Below are 16,404 nucleotides of genomic sequence, written 5' to 3'. Positions count from 1 at the left end.
CATTCCTGATGTACTCATAATCATACTTCTCCAGACTTCCAGGCTTCATTGGAATGGGATTTCGCTTATCTTTGAGAAGTTGTTTCGGTTTCTCATCAAGACATATGAGAGGTCTTTTTGGGTCAAAATCCTCTTCGTACAGGTCAAGAACATCGTACATTCTCGTTCTGTATTCGGAATCAATTGTCTGAATGCACCACATCTTTTTCTGTCAGGGCTTAATTTTGCTTTTTTTCAAAATAAGTCTGATACTTTCTTTGTTTATCGTTTCAAAGCCTTCTTTTTTCCTCAATTCTTCACAAAGCAGTGAAAGTGACCATCTATTTCTTCCTTCTGGAGGTTTTGTACATGCTTGAGCTATTATTTCTGCAACGTGCCTTTCACTATATTTTTCAGGTTGACCTGACCTTGGTTTATCTACCAAAGCACTTTGTAGACCTTCTTCAAGACATCTTTTCCTTATCCTTAAAGCAGTGCTTCTACCAATACTTAATGTTTTAGCGATCTCAGTGTCTCCTTTTCCCTGATTTGCCAGTAGTAGAATACGTGCTCTGGTAAGAGATCTTGCATTTTTCTGTCCTTTTTTAAGAAAGTTTTTAAGAAATAGAACTTCACTATCATTAAGATTAATATTTAACATAAGATATAATATAGAATTCAAAGTATATAAGTGACTCATAACTATATTGTCACGATACTAGTGCATTGCTTGTGACGGCTCGGGATGAACCTGATGGCCCAGGGCATTTGCTTGAATCTCGAGCTCGTAGTGGCGGATTTACTCTTGATGCTTCCGAAAGGATAGATGCTAATTCAGAGCGGTATCTTCTCTGGTTTGTAGTTGAAAATCTACTTTCTCGTGACTTAGCACTGCGAGAACGGATTAAAGGGAAGGACTATTTAGTTTTCCCTTCACAATGCACTACTGGTTTATCCTTTCCTGGCGGTGGTTCCTTTGCCGTAACATTTAATATAGCTGGTCCAGTTCGAAGCATTTACGCAACCTTAATAGCGCAACTTGCTCACTACGAGGGCTTTAAAAGACGACAGTTTTACCAAGATGCTGCAACTTATCAGACAGAGGGCGGGCAGCATTGTTATGTGCAACTCTTCGCTCCAGCGACAGAAGCAACTGAACTTCAGCTATCTTTCGACGACGACACTCCTATAGACGTGCGACAGGGTTTCATCGAGTTTGTCTCCAATCATTTGGAATCGAAAATGGAACCTAACCCGGTTATACGTCGATATGCTTATTTTTGCGCGAACAAGGAATGTCGAAATCCTTTTGAGGATCGAGTGGTTAAAAAAAGACTAGAAGCCCATCAAAAGGATCTCGTTTGTCCTATATGTGAGGTAAGGACCCCACTAGTGGACCTGCTTGCTCCACCTACAGCTGCGGCAGAAATTGTGGCGGAACAGATTAACAACAACGCCACAGATGGCCGCCAGCGGCTAACGGCTGCATGGGTGATCAAGGCAAAAAAGCAGATGGGGAAATATGATGTATTTCTTAGTCACAATTCCAAAGATAAGGCAGAAGTTGAGAAAATTGCCAAACGATTACTCGCTGTTGGACTACGCCCGTGGCTGGACAAATGGGACCTTGCTCCAGGAGATACAATTTCAGATGCATTGGAACAAGCCGTTAAGACTATCCCTTGCGCTGTATTATGCTTTGGTCCAGCGGACGTAGGTAATTGGCATAAAATGGAAATCTTAGCCTTCGTGGAAGCATGGGCCAAAAAAGAAGCTCGTATGATTCCATTGGTTTTGCCTGGTGTTGACAATCCTCCAGAATTGCCTCTTTTTGTTCGCCAGACGCTCTGGGTGGATATGCGTGACTGGCAAAGCAAAGATGACGACGGCTTTTATCGGTTAGTCTGTGGAATTATAGGGCGTCCGCCAGGTGACTCGCCATTGAAAAGCTTTGGCGCTCGCCAAGTCTTTGAGTGGCAGGGGAGCTGTTGATCTGTGTTACCACATTTGTGGAAGGATCTCAATGTAATAATATCCATCCCAAGCAGCTATCAGGTTCGGCCATATCTTGCTAGGTGCTGCCGAAGCTTGTAGCCTTATCCTCTTATAAAATGAGTTGGAGCAAAATCTAGAAACCTCGTGCTATATCATCCCAAAACTATATCAACCGCCCTTGCTCTTCCCTAAAGTAAATCTATCTAACTCCCCATTTCCGCGTTTTTAAAATGCCACAGGAACAGTTCACTTAAAGCACGATAGAATAATATTCTCTGGAATACTACTTACAGGAAATATCGCAACAGCCAAAAAAGAGTTAATACCATGCTTGAAAAATTGAAAACCTCACTAATTAATTCTCCTGTGATCAAGCGAGGAGAATACAATTACTTTATCCATCCAATCTCTGATGGTGTACCGTCCATAGACCCCCATATGGTTGAAGAGATCGCCGAATATATTCTTCAGATTACCGACATCAAAAAAGTTGATACTATTCTTACCATAGAGGCCATGGGTATTCCTGTAGCAAATGCCCTTTCTCTGAAAACGGGAATTCCTTTGACCATTGTTCGAAAGCGGCCTTATTTCCTTGAAGGAGAAGTGGAACTTTCTCAGAGTACAGGGTATTCGAAAGGAGCTCTCTACATAAACGGGCTCAAGAAAGGGGACAGAGTAATTATCGTGGACGACGTCATCAGTACTGGCGGAACGCTGATAGCACTCGTAAAAGCCCTGAAAACTATGGGTGTAGAGATTCTGGACGTGATTTCCGTTATCGGTCGAGGAAACGGCTATTTGCAATTAAGGGAGCTCGGGGTTGAACCCAAGATTCTCGTTACGATCGACGTGAGCGAGAAAGGTGTGGAGATCAAGAATGTCTTTGGGAACGAGTAATGCGTTTGACCTAAGGCCTGACTATATTATCAATGTAATAAATAAACTGGGCGCAAAAATCGTAGGTTTCCAGTTTCCTGAGGGGCTCAAAAGAAAAGGTCCAGAACTAGCAAAAAAAGTTGAAGAAGCCACCGGAGCTGAGATTATCATCTCTGGAGACCCATGTTTCGGGGCATGCGACCTTGATAAGACTTTGCTTGAGCAGGTTGATATCCTTTTTCACTTCGGGCATGCCGAGCTTGAGGATACAAAATTTTCCGAAAAGATCTATTTCATAGAAACACGTTCCGCAGTTGACATCCGGCCGGTTGTTGAAAAGGCTGTTCCTGAACTTAAGGGGCAGGTTATAGGGCTGATTACTACCGTCCAGCATGTCCATAAGCTCCCTGAAGCTTGCGCGGTCCTGAAGGCAAATGGAAAGACCTGCGTAATCGGGAAAGGAGACTCCAGGCTAGCATATCCGGGCCAGGTACTTGGCTGCAATTTTTCGACAGCAAGGAACGAGGTATGTGATGAATATCTATATATTGGAAGTGGAGATTTCCATCCTTTAGGTGTAGCTCTTTCTACAAAGAAGCGAGTCCTTGCAGCCGACCCCTTTTCCGGGGAAGTTCGCGAGGTGGACTCTTCAAGAATCCTCCGCCAGCGAAGCGCGGTAATTGCAAAATCACTGGATGCAAAGGTTTTTGGGATAATCGTATCGAGCAAAAACGGGCAGGAAAGAATGGAGCTGGCTTTCTCTTTGAAAGCGCTTGCGAAAAAGCACGGAAAAGAGGCACACCTGATCCTGATTGATCTCGTCACTCCGGATCAGCTTCTTCAATTCAAAGTAGATGCTTTCGTGAATACTGCCTGCCCAAGGCTTGCAATCGATGAAGTTGGGCGTTTTCCCTCCCCAATGCTTACGCCTCAGGAATTTGAGATAGTGCTTGGAGAGCGGGAATGGGAAAAACTTGTGCTTGATGAAATTACCGAGGAGCCGGTATAACTTTTTAAATGCTGGTTATGTCCAGGTAATAAGTTAAGGTCCAGGTAATAGTTAAGGTCAAGATAATAGTTAAAGTCCAGGCAATAAGTTAAGGTCAAGATAATAAGTTAAGGTCGAATTATTAAACTAAAATATAGAAATGAAGAATTAAAATTAAAATGAATAGAAAATTTAAGTAGATGAAATGAAACAGAGAAAACTTGAGATACTCCTGGAAGAGTTGGAAGACTTTTCCAGTCCTGAACTTGAACTGGAGCAGTACCAGACCCCTCCTCTTTTAGCTGCGGAAATTCTTCACTTTGCTTATATGCAAGGAGATCTTGACGATTCGGTGCAGGATTTGGGCTGCGGTACTGGTATCCTTGCAATCGGGGCAAAGCTTCTGGGAGCCAGAAAAGTTGTAGGTTACGATACGGATTCAAAAGCACTTGAGACCGCAAGAAAAAATGCCCGAAAACTTGGAGTAGAAGTCGAGTTCGTATTATCAGACATTTCCGACATTAAAGAACGCGTAAAAACAACGGTTATGAACCCTCCTTTCGGGGCAAGAGTGAAAGGCAGAGACCGGCCTTTTCTTTCGTCAGCATTAAGAACAAGTGAAGTGATATATTCAATTCACAACCGCGGAAGCCTTGCTTTTATCCAAAAGTTCATTAAGCCTGCAGTCATTACACACTCCTACGTTGCGAAATTCCCTATAAAACGAACCTTCGATTTCCATAAAAAAGAACGAGAGGTTATTGAGGTTGAGATCTACAGGATTAAGATCTCCGGATAATCCAGACGCAAGTAACATTTAAAGGCATCAAACTTTATAGCTTTAGTGCAGGACTTTACCTCAAAAGGGGAGCTATTACACTGCTTATAATAAGTATGCCTGTGTATTACCAAACTATATAGTGCGTCAATAGGGCAAAAGTGACAGATAATAGGAACATGATAATTTATACCCTCTATTGAGGTTGATTATCTGTCAATTGAATGTGCCAGTATCCAATTGAATGGCTACCAGCATTCCATATTATTGATAGCTGCTGTGATTACGATTTATATCGACTACTAACGATAGTCCAAATGAGGGATCATGATTAGAATTAGAAAAAGTAAAACTACGAGAAAAAAATTGACTGGCCCGAGCGAAGGAAAGCCGGTTGCCGAAAATGTAACTCAAATTACTTCCGAAAGCAGAGACCAATTCAAAGGCCAGTCGAGAGATCAGTTTAAGGCCCAGCCCAGGGAACAGGTTAAAACTCACCCAAGGGAGCAGTCCAGAGATCAATATAAGAGCCAATCAAGAGATCACTTCAGGGGGCATCCCAGAGAACAATTTAAAGGTCAGTCCAGGACTCAGTCAAAGGACCAGTTCAGGGGAGACCAGGGCAAGAAAAGAAGGTTCCCTTACCAGAAAAAAGGCTCAAGGGAAAGATCGGATATGCCTGAACCCAGAGTTCCTTACGAAACCAAGACTCCGGAAGAAGAGCTTGAAAAAGGAGGTTTTGTGCTTCCTGGAGAGCTTGTGGGAACGACTGAAGAGTTCAAGCCCGGGGAAGGAACAACTGTGTCTGCCGGAGATATTTACTCTACAGCTACCGGAAATGTACTTATTGACAGGAAAGCCAGAGTAGTTTCGGTCAGGCCACGCACACTCACTCCGAATATTCTTAAAGTAGGAGATATTGTCTATGGAAAGATAACTGACGTGCGCGAATCCGGAGCAATGGTGGAAGTTGCAGGAATTGAAGGCAAAGAAGAAAGGGAAATTGTCAATGTGCGTTCGGGAGATATCCATGTGTCGAATGTGCGAGACTCTTATGTTAAAAGGCTTGCAGATGAGTTCAGACCTTATGATATCGTCAGGGCCAGGGTTCTCGACACTGAAAGAATACGCCTTACAACAGCTGAAGATTCCCTGGGAGTTGTAAAAGCCTACTGTTCAAACTGCAAAGGAGAACTTGTGCTTGAAGGGAAAAAGCTTAAATGCCCCGTCTGCAATATGACCGAAACTCGCAAAATCTCAACCGAGTACGGAAAAGGAATAAAATAATTTTATTCTCCTGCAGGTATGGGTTTCTGCACAGTAAATAATCAGTAAATTATCAGTAAAATCGTAAATTATCAGTAAATTATATTACTCACACTTACAGGTGGTCACCAATGGAACTGAACATTCTCTCCAAAACAGACAATGAGCTTGAAGTCGAGCTCAAAGGCGAGACACATACCCTTCTAAATATACTTAAGGATCTTCTGATTAAAGACCAGAGGGTTGAGATCGCCTTCTATGATATGAAGTACGTAAGTATCAGTGACCCGATCCTTTACATCAAAACCGATGGTACAAACCCTATTGAGGTCTTAAAGGACGCTGCTTCGAAAATAATAACTCAGTGCGACGAATTTACTGATGTCTTTAGCAAGGCAGTAAACGCCTGAAGTATCTGAAAAATGGTGCAAAACGTCTTTTTAAAGACGTTTTGCTTTCTTTTTCCGGCAAATCCGGGATCTTTCCAGCAGGGGGCTCTTGATAGTTATTAATGAGCCTTTGCTATCTTAAAATCTAAGGAGTTTTGGAATACTTTTTTATGAATCAATGCGTATCCAGAGTAAACAAGAATCTTAAACGCGAAGTAGGGTAAAAGCATTTAATTGGACGGAGTAATTTCGATTCTTTTTAGTTCAAAATAATGTCCTGAATCTGCAACTTAAAAATCATAAACTAACCTGTAACTATATTGAGGTTGATCTGTAATATATTGAGGTTAATCTGTAATATATTGAGGTTAATCTGTAATATATTGGAGGTTAATCTGTAATATATTGAGGTTAATCTGTAATATATTGAGGTTAATCTGTAACTAATATTGAGGTTAACCCGTAACTAATATTGAGATTAATCTGTAACTGATATTGAGATTAATCTGCAACTAATACTGAAGTATGAAAGATAAATTGAGGTATAAAAGAAAATGAAACTTGATGACTCATCCCTTCAGAAGTTCGGTTTTATAAAAAGAGAGACCCTTGGTAGTATAAATATCGACCCTCTTCAGACAGGCGGGCGGTTGACCGAGGCTGCAAAACAGGCTCTTGTAGAGTGGGGAGACGGATATTCTGTATGTGATTTCTGCGGAGGGGTTCTGGATCAGATAAAAAAGCCTCCAATTTATGATTTCGTACATAAGGCCCTTCCCGAGTTTCTGGGCTGTGATGAAGCAAGAGTCACAAATGGGGCACGGGAATCCAAGTTTGCTGTCATGCATTCTATTGGAAAGCCGGGAGACTGGATTGTACTCGATGGACTTGCCCATTACTCTTCATATGTTGCAGCCGAAAGAGCAGGCCTTAATATCAAAACCGTACCGCATTCAGGCAGTCCCGATTATTACCTTGACCCTGAAGGGTATGCCACAGCAATAGAAGAGGTTACAAAGGACAGTGGAAAACCGCCGGCTCTTGCACTTGTAACTTACCCGGACGGAAGTTATGGAAACCTACCTGATGCAAGAAAAATAGCATCGGTCTGCCATGAATACGACGTCCCTCTCCTTCTAAATGGTGCGTATGCCGTCGGAAGAATGCCGGTATCTGCAAAAGAATTCGGTGCAGACTTTATTGCAGGAAGCGGGCATAAATCGATGGCCGCATCCGGACCTGTCGGAGTTCTCGGGGTAAGTGAAGAGTATGCTCCTATCGTGTTCAGGAAATCCAAACATAACAAAGTAAAAGAAGTTGAGCTTCTGGGATGTACTGCAAGGGGCGCTACGGTTATGACCCTTATTGCATCTTTCCCGGATGTGGTAAAGCGTGTTAGGAACTGGGACCAGGAGGTCGAAAATGCTCGCTGGTTCTCGGCAAGGCTTGAAGAAATGGGCTTTATCCAGCGCGGGCAGAAACCCCATTCTCATGACCTTATGTTCTTCGAAGCCCCTCGCTTCTATGAAATCTCCGAGAAAGTAAAGAACGGAAGATACTTCCTCTACAAGGATCTCAAAGCACGCAATATTCACGGTATCAAGTCCGGGCTCACTAAATATTTCAAACTCAGTACTTTCGGGCTTGGAAAGGAAAAACTTGAAGCTGTAGCGGACTCCTTTGAGGATATCCTGAAAAAATATGAAGATATTTAAGGATGTTTAAGCCGGTCAACGGTCAATATATAATACTTCCGGGAAAACTCAATCAGGGTGCACGATTCTGGTTCTGAATTTCCCCTTCTCTTTTGAAGCAAATAAATTCAAAGATCCAGGATCCCGGAGAAAAGTATGCAAAAAGTGCACAAAAAATGTATATTTTTGAAATATCTGCCAAATTTATCTGCAGAGTCCAGGTACTTTTACTGAGTCCAATACCTTTTACTGAGTCCAGTACCTTTTACTGAATCCAGTACCTTTTACTGAACCCAATACCTTTACTTTTTTTACTCCACATTTTCCCTATACCTTCTTGTGCGAATTTAATACCCAGACAGTTAATCTCTCTGATGATTAAATAGCATGAGCCCTCTAATTATTATGAGAATTTAATCATTATGGGGGAGTATGCTTGGAAGATGATAGTGGAGATACGTTTAAGTACAAGCTTGGGAAGTGGGTTCTAAGCATAGATGAATGTGCTTTTATGGATCTTATGGATATTGGAAAGAAAAAGTCTATGCCTCAATATCTGATCGAGTCAATTGATAATTGGGTAAACAAAGAAGAACCACTTATAACAGATGAATTTATTTCGGAAATGTGCGACTTTATTAAAAACGAAAATGAAGTCCTTTACGACCGTTTGGTGAAGAAATGCGCACTGAAAGGAATAAGTGTAGGCGAAGGCATATTTGAATCACTGAGTCTTTTGAACTGTGGAATGATAAGTACGCAGGAGTGCAGACAGTATGGAGATGACTTTTCTGATGTGTGATATTTCTGTCTTGTATTTTCACTCTCTTGAGTAAGTTTAATTTTGTACTTCAATTTTGTACTTCAAACGTATAAGTCCTGAATACATTTCGTGTAAAAGAAAGGTAATTCAGGTGCAGCAGTAAGATTTCGCAATGAAATTTCTCTGCTATTCACCTGTCTTTAGTTTTTCAGTAAATCTTTTTTGAATCTTTTTTGGGACATTTTTTCCAATTTTTGCTGAAGAGTTTTCTTACTTGAAACCCTTCAAGGCTTCGAAATCCAGAGTTGCAAAGTAATCCTCAATAGTTTCGGCTCTCCTGATCTGCACAACACTTCCATCCGTTCTGAGAAGGAGTTCGGCAGAACGGAGCTTTCCGTTGTAATTGAAACCCATAGCATGTCCATGAGCCCCTGTGTCGTGGATTGCGAGGATATCTCCGATTTCAATATCAGGAAGCGACCTATCAATTGCGAATTTGTCATTATTCTCGCAGAGGGAGCCGGTTACATCATACTTATGGACAGGAGCCTCGTTTTCCTTTCCGAGCACTGTTATATGGTGATAGGCTCCGTAAATGCCCGGCCGCATCAGGTTGGCCATGCAGGAGTCCATCCCGACATAGTCCTTATAGGTGTGTTTGAGGTGCCGAACCTGGGTAATCAGGTAGCCATAGGGACCTGTAATTACGCGGCCGCATTCCAGGAAGACTTTAAGCGGATAAAGCCCGTTAGCTGTGATTGTGGCTTCGTAAGCTTTTTTGACACCTTTTGCCACAGCTTCGAAGGAAACAGGTTCTTGTTCAGGCCTGTAGGGGATGCCTATGCCTCCGCCGAGGTTCACAAATTCGAACTTTATGTTAAGTTCCTTTGAGATTTCAACTATAAGTTCAAAGAGGATTCTTGCGGTTTCCACAAAGTAATCAGCATTTAGTTCATTCGAAGCCACCATTGTGTGCATTCCGAACCGCTTTACTCCTCTGTCCTTGAGTATGCGGTAGCCTTCAAAAAGCTGGTCTCTCGTAAAGCCGTACTTTGCTTCTTCAGGCTTTCCTATAATGGCATTTCCTTCCTTAAGGGGGCCAGGATTATACCTGAAACAGACAATTTCAGGAAGTCCGGCATACTTTTCAAGGTAGTCAATATGGCTTATATCATCAAGGTTTATGTATGCTCCAAGCTCTTTTGCCTTCAGGAACTCTTCAGCAGGAGTATCGTTTGAGCTAAACATTATGTTTTCCCCGGCAATTCCTGCTTTTTCAGCAAGAATTAACTCCGGTAAAGAACTGCAATCCGCACCAAAGCCTTTTTCTCTCAGGATTTTAAGAATAAAGGGGTTTGGAAGGGCTTTTACAGCAAAAAATTCTTTAAAACCCGGAACCTCCCTGAAAGCTGCTTTCATTTTCTCCGCATTTTCCAGAATGGCTTTCTCATCGTATATATGAAACGGGGTGGGATACTTTTTAATTATTTCCTGAATTTTTTCTTTGGTGAAGGGAAGGTCCTTTGAAACCATATTATTACCTTTTATCAATTTTTGTTTAATGGGGTTTTGTATTCATTTGAATTTTTACTCCTTTATTAGTCTTTCTGCCCCGAGTCCCGTCACCCGAGTTACGTCACCCGAGTTACGTCACCCGAGTCCCGTCACCCGAGTCCCGTCTCGGGAGGACGGTGCCCTTTTCGCTCACTTCGTTCGCTCAAGAGGGCTGAACTAGGGCAAGAAAGGCTGTTTTCTAAATATTCTCAGGAAGGATGACTTATTCAAATTTTGTTTTGATTACGCGGCGGTGTGGTTATGACCTTTTTAATAAAAAGCTTAGCTGCAACCCTTTTGAAAAAAGGCTTGACCGAAAACCCTGACAACATTTGGGTTTGAGAACCTTATCCCCGAACCCTATCGGCGTGATCAACCGGCGCAACGGTTGTGGCACAACCCTTTTGAAAAAAGGCTTGACCGAAAAACCTGGCACCATTTTGGTTTGAGAACCTTATCCCCAAACCCTATCCGGCGTGATCGACCAACGAAACGGTTGTGGGACAAACCGGTCACTGGTTGGGTTTTTTGAAAAATTGTTTAAGCCTGGAGTAGGGGTAGGTGTTTATAACGTCTTCTTTTTCAAGCCAGCCCCGCCGCGCCTGTCCGAGGCCGTACCGCATGGAGGTTAGGTCGGAAACGGCATGGCTGTCTGTAGATATACAGAACTTTAGGCCAAAGGTCTTTGCACGCAGGATCAGCTCGTCATTAAGGTCAAGCCTTGAAGGCTGGCTGTTGATCTCCATTGCTTTTCCATTTGCAGCGGCAACTTCAAAGACCTTTTCAAAATTAACGGCATAAGCCTCTCTTTTTCCTAGCAGCCTTCCGGAGGGATGTGCAAGGATATCGAGATATTTGTTCTCCAGAGCCGTGGCAATCCTTTCAGTCATTCTCCTTTCAGGGAATGCAAAACCGGAATGTACAGCTCCTACCACAATATCGAGTTCTTTGAGAATTTCATCAGGATAGTCAAGGCTTCCATCTTTCAGGATATCGACCTCAGATCCTTTGAGGATTTTTATCCGGAATTGTTTTGAGAGTTTGTCGATTTCTTTCCATTGGGCTTTTAATTTCTCGACTTCCAGGCCGTTTGCAACCTTCTGGGAACGGGAATGATCGGTTACTGCAATATACTCATAACCAAGAGCTTCTGCTTTTTTAATCATTGTTTTTAGGCTGTCTTTTCCTTCACTGTATTCGGTGTGCATATGGAGGTCTCCCTTGAGATCACCTGCTTCTACCAGCCTGGGAAGGGAATTTCTTGCAGCGGCTTTAATTTCTCCCCGGTTTTCCCGAAGTTCGGGTGGGATATAGGCAAGACCAAGTCTTTCATAAATATCTGCTTCGCTGCTGCCTGCAATCTGTTTACCGGATTCTTTTAAATACAACCCGTATTCCGAAAGTTTATAACCTTTTTTGATGGCAACGTTTCTAAGTTCTATATTGTGCTCCTTTGAGCCCGTAAAATACTGAAGAGCTGCTCCGTAACTCTCAGGCGGGACAACTCTAAGGTCAATAGCTGTCCCTTCTCTCAAAATTACGCTGCTTTTTGTGCTGCCTTTTAAGATCACCTGTTCAACGTCCGGAAGGGAGACAAAACAATCCATTACCTTCAAAGCCTCTTCTTTTTCAGCTTCTGCCAGGATATCGATATCCCCGATTGTCTCTTTCAACCTGCGTAGTGAACCTGTGTATATTATTTTCGAGAGGTCGACTTTAGAGGTTCTGCTTTCGCACTGGGCTTTTAAAGCGGATATAACTTCATCTGCTAGTGGAAGTGCTTTTCCGAGGGCTAGCCGGGCATGGCTTTTCTCATACTGTTCAATTGCCCTTGCCAGGTTCTTTTCACTTTTTTCTCCAAATCCTTCGAGCCTCTTTAGCCTGTGGGCAATGATTGCGTTTTTAAGATCTGAAAGTGTCCTCACACCAAGGGTATCGGAAAGTTTTTTGATTTTCTTTGCCCCAAGCCCTCGAATTTCCATCAGTTCTGCGGTGCCTGAAGGGGCTTTTTCTTTAAGCTTTTCAAATTTTTCCACTTCTCCTGTTTCCAGATACTCAGCAATGTGGTTGGCAATGGACTCCCCGATGCCCGGAATTTTAGTCAGCCCGGATTTTCCTTCTCTGGCATAGATTTTTTCTATGTCTTCCCCAAGGTTTTCGATCATCTGAGCAGCTTTCCGATAAGCCCGTGGTTTCCATTCAACCTGCTGGTATTCAAGAATGTCAGCAGCTTCATAAAATAACTCAGCAATCTCTCGATTTCTCAATTGTTGCCCCCTGCCCCTTGTATTTTCGCATCCAGTTTCTTCTTTTACTACCGTCTCCTTTCTTTCCTTTTTTCACTAAATCTTCAAATGCCTTTCCTTTTTTCAATAAATCTTCAAATGCCTTTTCCTGAAGCTTCTTTTATCTCTTTTAGCTTTCCAAACACTTTATCGATTGCCAGAGATTTCCCTTCTCCCCGGTTTAACTCAAAAGCCACATTTCTAAGGTCCCCTGTCCTTGAATATCTATTTTTAACCTCTTCTTCAGAAACTCCGTATGCTCTGGAAATAGCTTTTAAAGCGAGCTTATCTCCTATTCCCAGTGCCGTATTCTCAAAGGCCGGCCCTATACTCCCGAGAAAAAAGTATGCACTGTCCTTTACTTCCTTTCCTTCCAGTCCCTATAAAAAATTAGCAATTTTCCTGACGATTTCCTTATGGGATGTTATGTTTTCAAGTTCCTCAAAAAGATCCGCAAGCTCTATGAATCGAGCCATTACCCTATCCCCGAAAAAACACTTTGAAATTTTTCTCTATACTATAATTCAATTCGCAGGTCTTTATCGCTTTGCACCCTCAAATTTCAGAAATAGAGTTTTTCCTCTTTTCCCCATGAAACAACTATCCCTGCCGTTCTTTCTTCGTTACCGAAACCTTTAATATCTAAAAGATGCATGAGGAGAATACACATCACTTCTATACATCTTCATGCGACTGTGGTTTAGTGGCTATGACCTGAGCTTCCCAAGCTTAGAACCCGGGTTCGAATCCCGGCAGTCGCATTGGAAACCATTAAAAATAAGTCTTTTTTCATTGTTCATCGGTTAAGGATTCATTTCCGTTCCCTGTTACTCTTTTTGAACCCAATTCTGTCATTTTTTATTCAAACCATTCATCTCTAAACCTTTCTCTGTTTACATGAGGACCTGATGCTTGACTTTCATGTACACTCATTATCGTTTCAAAAGTTCTTTGAATTCCACAGATATGCAGAATTACTGTCAATAAATCCTGATACATTCTCTGCAAATATTGTACTCCAACGTAACAGCTAAAAATAGGAAATGACTCATAAAATAATTTCAAAAAAATTTTAGATTATACTTTTATATGTTAAAAGTTCCAGCTTACATAACTCCATTATACTGGTAATATAATCATTAAACTAATGGAACTAAAGTTTACTATATTCCACTAACAATTATACCAGTAAAGTAACATTATACGTTAAAAATATTATATAAGATAAGCTCATGGTATAAATTGCGTCTCCATCTATCTAAACAAAACTCCACTAGCAACATCTACTCCACAAAGATCTGCGGCATACAATCAAAGGGATTAAAATTTAGATTGAGTCCTGAATTTTATTCCAAACCTCTTTTCAGACTAAGAAGCGAATTTTTTAATGTATTTCAGTAAATCCGGGCTTTCAGATGGGGACGTAATCTATCTTGAAACAAATTTTCTCTCTGTTTTTTCCTTCGCCTGAGTTCATTCTATTACTCCTTCCTTTTCTCTTTCCTTTTCTCTTTCCTTTTCTCCTTCCTCCTCTTTGACCATATTCATTATCCCCTCAGCCGCCAAAATTCCGGTAGCAGCGGCGTTGACTATGTCCCTTGAAAGCCCTGCCCCATCTCCGGCTGCAAAAAGGTTTTTGATGCTGGTTTCCATTTGCCTGTCGACTTTCAGGTGCATTGCATAGAACTTGACTTCAGGGGCGTACAGCAGGGTTGAATCGGAGGTAACACCTGGAATAATCTCATTTAAGGTTTCAAGGCCTTCGATTATATCCATGACTACCCTGTGGGGCAGCGCCATTGAAATATCGCCTGGGGTTACATCTTTGAGTGTATTTACAACAAGGTTTTTTGCAAGGCGTTCTTTTGTAGAGCGTCGGCCCCTTCTTAAATCGCCCATGCGCTGCAGAACTGGCTTTCCTCCCCCAATCGTGGTTGCAAGTTTTGCGATTGAACGGGCGTATTTTGTGGTATTTTCAATGGGTTCGGTCAGCTCGACTCGGACAAGAAAAGCAAAATTGGTATTTTCGGACTCCTCGTTTGCCAGGGAATGACCATTCGTCGCGATAAATCCTTCATATTCTTCTTTTACGACATATCCGCGCATATTTGTACAAAATGTCCTAACAAAATCATCGTAACGGCGGGTCTGAATATGGAACTTGGGGTCGCGGTTGATTTTTGTTACCGGGTCCATAACGATTGCAGGGACTTCTACCCTTACCCCAATGTCAATCCCTCCGTACCGGGCTTCAATTCCATGCTTCTCAATCATCTCCGAAACCCAGTTGCAGCCACGCCTCCCGGGAGATAAGAGCACGTAACTGGCCCGGAGTTCTCGCCCATCAGAAAGTATAATCCCTTTACATGTCTCGTCTTCAATCAGCAGATCTTCTACCTCGGTTTCAAGCAGGAAATTCACTCCTTTGTTAACAAGATCCTGTTTGAAGCGCCCTATAACTGCAGGGGCGTTATCTGAACCTATATGCCGCTGCTTTATCTCAATAAAACGAGCTCCGACCGAAGCAGCCCTGCGTTTAAGCTCTTCAATTTCCGGGCCTTCAGTCAGCAAAGCTCCCTGCGGTGCCCCAAACTTCAAAAAGACCTTATCCACTCTTTCTACTAGTCGCCAGGCTTCGGTCTGGTCGCCTGTAAGGGCTGCCAGATCTCCTCCAACATCAGGCCGCAGGTTTAAAGTTCCGTCCGAAAAAGTCCCACAGCCCCCAACCCCGCACATAATATCGCATGGTGTGCAGTGCATGCAGTATGTATGGGTTTTCATAGGACAGAAGCGTTCATCTATATCCCTGCCCATATCCACAATAAGGATTTTCAACGGCTTTACCTCCGCAAGCTCGTAAGCCGCAAACATTCCGGCAGGCCCTGCCCCTATGATTATTACATCGTAGTCTGAATTTTTCTCCTCTCTTCCAGACAGTTTATTTTCATTATCCATGGTCATCCCCCTTTTAATTTTGTAAGTATTGGAACAATCCTGAGTTTCCAGTTTCAGAAATTTCCAGTTTCAAAATTCCAATCATAAAATCCCAATCATAAAATCCCAATCATAAAATCCCAATCATAAAATCCCAATCATAAAATCCCAATCATAAAATTTCAATCTCAAATCCCAATTCAAAATTATAATCTCAAAATTTAAATTTTAAAGTTTAGAATTTTAGATAGTATATAATTTCAGACGTTTCCAACTTCAAAATTCCAATCTTGAAGTTTCCAGTTTGGACATTTCCATATGAGAAATTGAAATTCCTGAAAGTTATGACTAAATTTGAACAAAATCTGTTAAGAACCCCTTCTGTAAATCCCCAAATCTCAAACAAAGTATTTAACTAGCTCTTAAATTGCCTTTTGTGCTTTTCTTGCTCATAAAAAAATCAATTTTTATACTTGACCTGAATTAAAATTATTTCTATATACGTATAAATGTGCCGAATAAAAGGAGGCCTGAAAAATACAAACTATTACAAAGGAGGCCTGAAAAATACAAACTATTACACATGATTAAGTATTAATCAGCTATGAAACTGTCTGTATAAAAAACTTCCATTTCGTTAGAAATATAGCTTAAAACGTAATTTGAAATATCTGTATATCAGGATCAAGGTCCAGATTATAGAATTTAAGGATTAAAATAGAACAGAAATTAAATCTCGAAATTAAAAACTGTTAAAATTACATATAACTTTGCAACATACCTTATTTTTGCTGAGGAAGTAATCAAGGATATATAATAAAGAAAATAAATTCGATTAGTCCTTAAATCATATATCTTTTTTGAGGATTTGGGATCTTATTAGTATGATATTTCTGGTTT

Annotated in this window: 13 protein-coding genes, 1 tRNA gene and 2 pseudogenes; 9 read left to right on the top strand and 7 right to left on the bottom strand. The window is 41.6% G+C overall.

Annotated features, from left to right (window positions below; all coding sequences use genetic code 11):
- Positions 1-640 (bottom strand): annotated as a pseudogene (locus FXW07_RS14795) (IS630 family transposase); the annotation flags it as partial.
- A 107-nt stretch (positions 641-747) separates the two neighbouring features.
- On the opposite strand from FXW07_RS14795, the gene FXW07_RS14790 reads away from it, so the two are divergent.
- From FXW07_RS14790 to FXW07_RS14755, 8 genes are all read left to right on the top strand, one after another.
- A complete protein-coding gene (locus FXW07_RS14790; RefSeq protein ID WP_229396082.1) occupies positions 748-1,971 on the top strand; it encodes a toll/interleukin-1 receptor domain-containing protein in 1,224 nt (407 codons plus the stop codon).
- 330 nt (positions 1,972-2,301) lie between these two features.
- Positions 2,302-2,874: a hypoxanthine/guanine phosphoribosyltransferase gene (hpt, locus tag FXW07_RS14785; RefSeq protein WP_229396081.1), complete on the top strand. Its 573-nt coding sequence runs from the start codon at positions 2,302-2,304 to the stop codon at positions 2,872-2,874.
- The gene (gene dph2, locus FXW07_RS14780; RefSeq protein WP_229396080.1) at positions 2,855-3,862 is read left to right on the top strand and encodes a diphthamide biosynthesis enzyme Dph2; all 1,008 of its coding nucleotides are present in this window, start codon (positions 2,855-2,857) and stop codon (positions 3,860-3,862) included. The genes hpt and dph2 overlap by 20 nt, the downstream gene beginning before the upstream one ends.
- Positions 3,863-4,046: 184 nt before the next feature.
- A complete protein-coding gene (locus FXW07_RS14775; protein ID WP_229396079.1) occupies positions 4,047-4,640 on the top strand; it encodes an METTL5 family protein in 594 nt (197 codons plus the stop codon).
- A 306-nt stretch (positions 4,641-4,946) separates the two neighbouring features.
- Positions 4,947-5,906, top strand: coding sequence for an exosome complex RNA-binding protein Csl4 (locus FXW07_RS14770; protein ID WP_229396078.1), 960 nt, complete (start codon positions 4,947-4,949; stop codon positions 5,904-5,906).
- 110 nt (positions 5,907-6,016) lie between these two features.
- Complete coding sequence (locus FXW07_RS14765) at positions 6,017-6,295, top strand: DNA-directed RNA polymerase subunit L (RefSeq protein ID WP_048121813.1); 279 nt, start codon at positions 6,017-6,019, stop codon at positions 6,293-6,295.
- 533 nt (positions 6,296-6,828) lie between these two features.
- Positions 6,829-7,989, top strand: coding sequence for an O-phospho-L-seryl-tRNA:Cys-tRNA synthase (pscS, locus tag FXW07_RS14760; RefSeq protein WP_229396077.1), 1,161 nt, complete (start codon positions 6,829-6,831; stop codon positions 7,987-7,989).
- Positions 7,990-8,404: 415 nt separating this feature from the next.
- Positions 8,405-8,770 carry a hypothetical protein gene (locus FXW07_RS14755; protein WP_048121821.1) on the top strand — a complete coding sequence of 122 codons (366 nt, stop codon included), beginning with the start codon at positions 8,405-8,407 and terminating at the stop codon, positions 8,768-8,770.
- Between the two features lie 231 nt (positions 8,771-9,001).
- On the opposite strand, the gene lysA is transcribed toward FXW07_RS14755, so the two are convergent.
- The 4 genes from lysA to FXW07_RS14740 all read right to left on the bottom strand — a co-directional run bounded on the left by lysA (position 9,002) and on the right by FXW07_RS14740 (position 12,947).
- Positions 9,002-10,264 (bottom strand): diaminopimelate decarboxylase, encoded by a 1,263-nt coding sequence (gene lysA, locus FXW07_RS14750; RefSeq protein WP_229396076.1) that lies wholly within the window; start codon positions 10,262-10,264, stop codon positions 9,002-9,004.
- 533 nt (positions 10,265-10,797) lie between these two features.
- Entirely contained in the window at positions 10,798-12,552 is a 1,755-nt protein-coding gene (gene polX / locus FXW07_RS14745) for a DNA polymerase/3'-5' exonuclease PolX (RefSeq protein ID WP_229396075.1), read from the bottom strand.
- Positions 12,530-12,658 carry a hypothetical protein gene (locus tag FXW07_RS19380; protein WP_255679091.1) on the bottom strand — a complete coding sequence of 43 codons (129 nt, stop codon included), beginning with the start codon at positions 12,656-12,658 and terminating at the stop codon, positions 12,530-12,532. Before FXW07_RS19380 ends, polX begins: the two co-directional genes overlap by 23 nt.
- Before the next feature lie 7 nt (positions 12,659-12,665).
- A complete protein-coding gene (locus tag FXW07_RS14740; protein ID WP_255679098.1) occupies positions 12,666-12,947 on the bottom strand; it encodes a hypothetical protein in 282 nt (93 codons plus the stop codon).
- Between the two features lie 312 nt (positions 12,948-13,259).
- Here FXW07_RS14740 and FXW07_RS14735 point away from each other — a divergent pair.
- A tRNA-Gly gene (locus FXW07_RS14735) sits at positions 13,260-13,331 on the top strand.
- 97 nt (positions 13,332-13,428) lie between these two features.
- On the opposite strand, the pseudogene FXW07_RS14730 reads toward FXW07_RS14735, so the two are convergent.
- Both FXW07_RS14730 and FXW07_RS14725 read right to left on the bottom strand, forming a co-directional pair.
- Positions 13,429-13,597, bottom strand: a pseudogene (locus FXW07_RS14730) (IS4 family transposase); the annotation flags it as partial.
- Positions 13,598-14,043: 446 nt separating this feature from the next.
- A complete protein-coding gene (locus tag FXW07_RS14725) occupies positions 14,044-15,525 on the bottom strand; it encodes an NAD(P)/FAD-dependent oxidoreductase (RefSeq protein ID WP_229396074.1) in 1,482 nt (493 codons plus the stop codon).
- Positions 15,526-16,404 lie beyond the last annotated feature (879 nt).

The sequence above is a fragment of the Methanosarcina sp. DH1 genome, from assembly GCF_020804205.1.
GTDB lineage: Archaea > Halobacteriota > Methanosarcinia > Methanosarcinales > Methanosarcinaceae > Methanosarcina > Methanosarcina vacuolata.
This window is presented reverse-complemented; position numbering and strand designations above follow the sequence as displayed.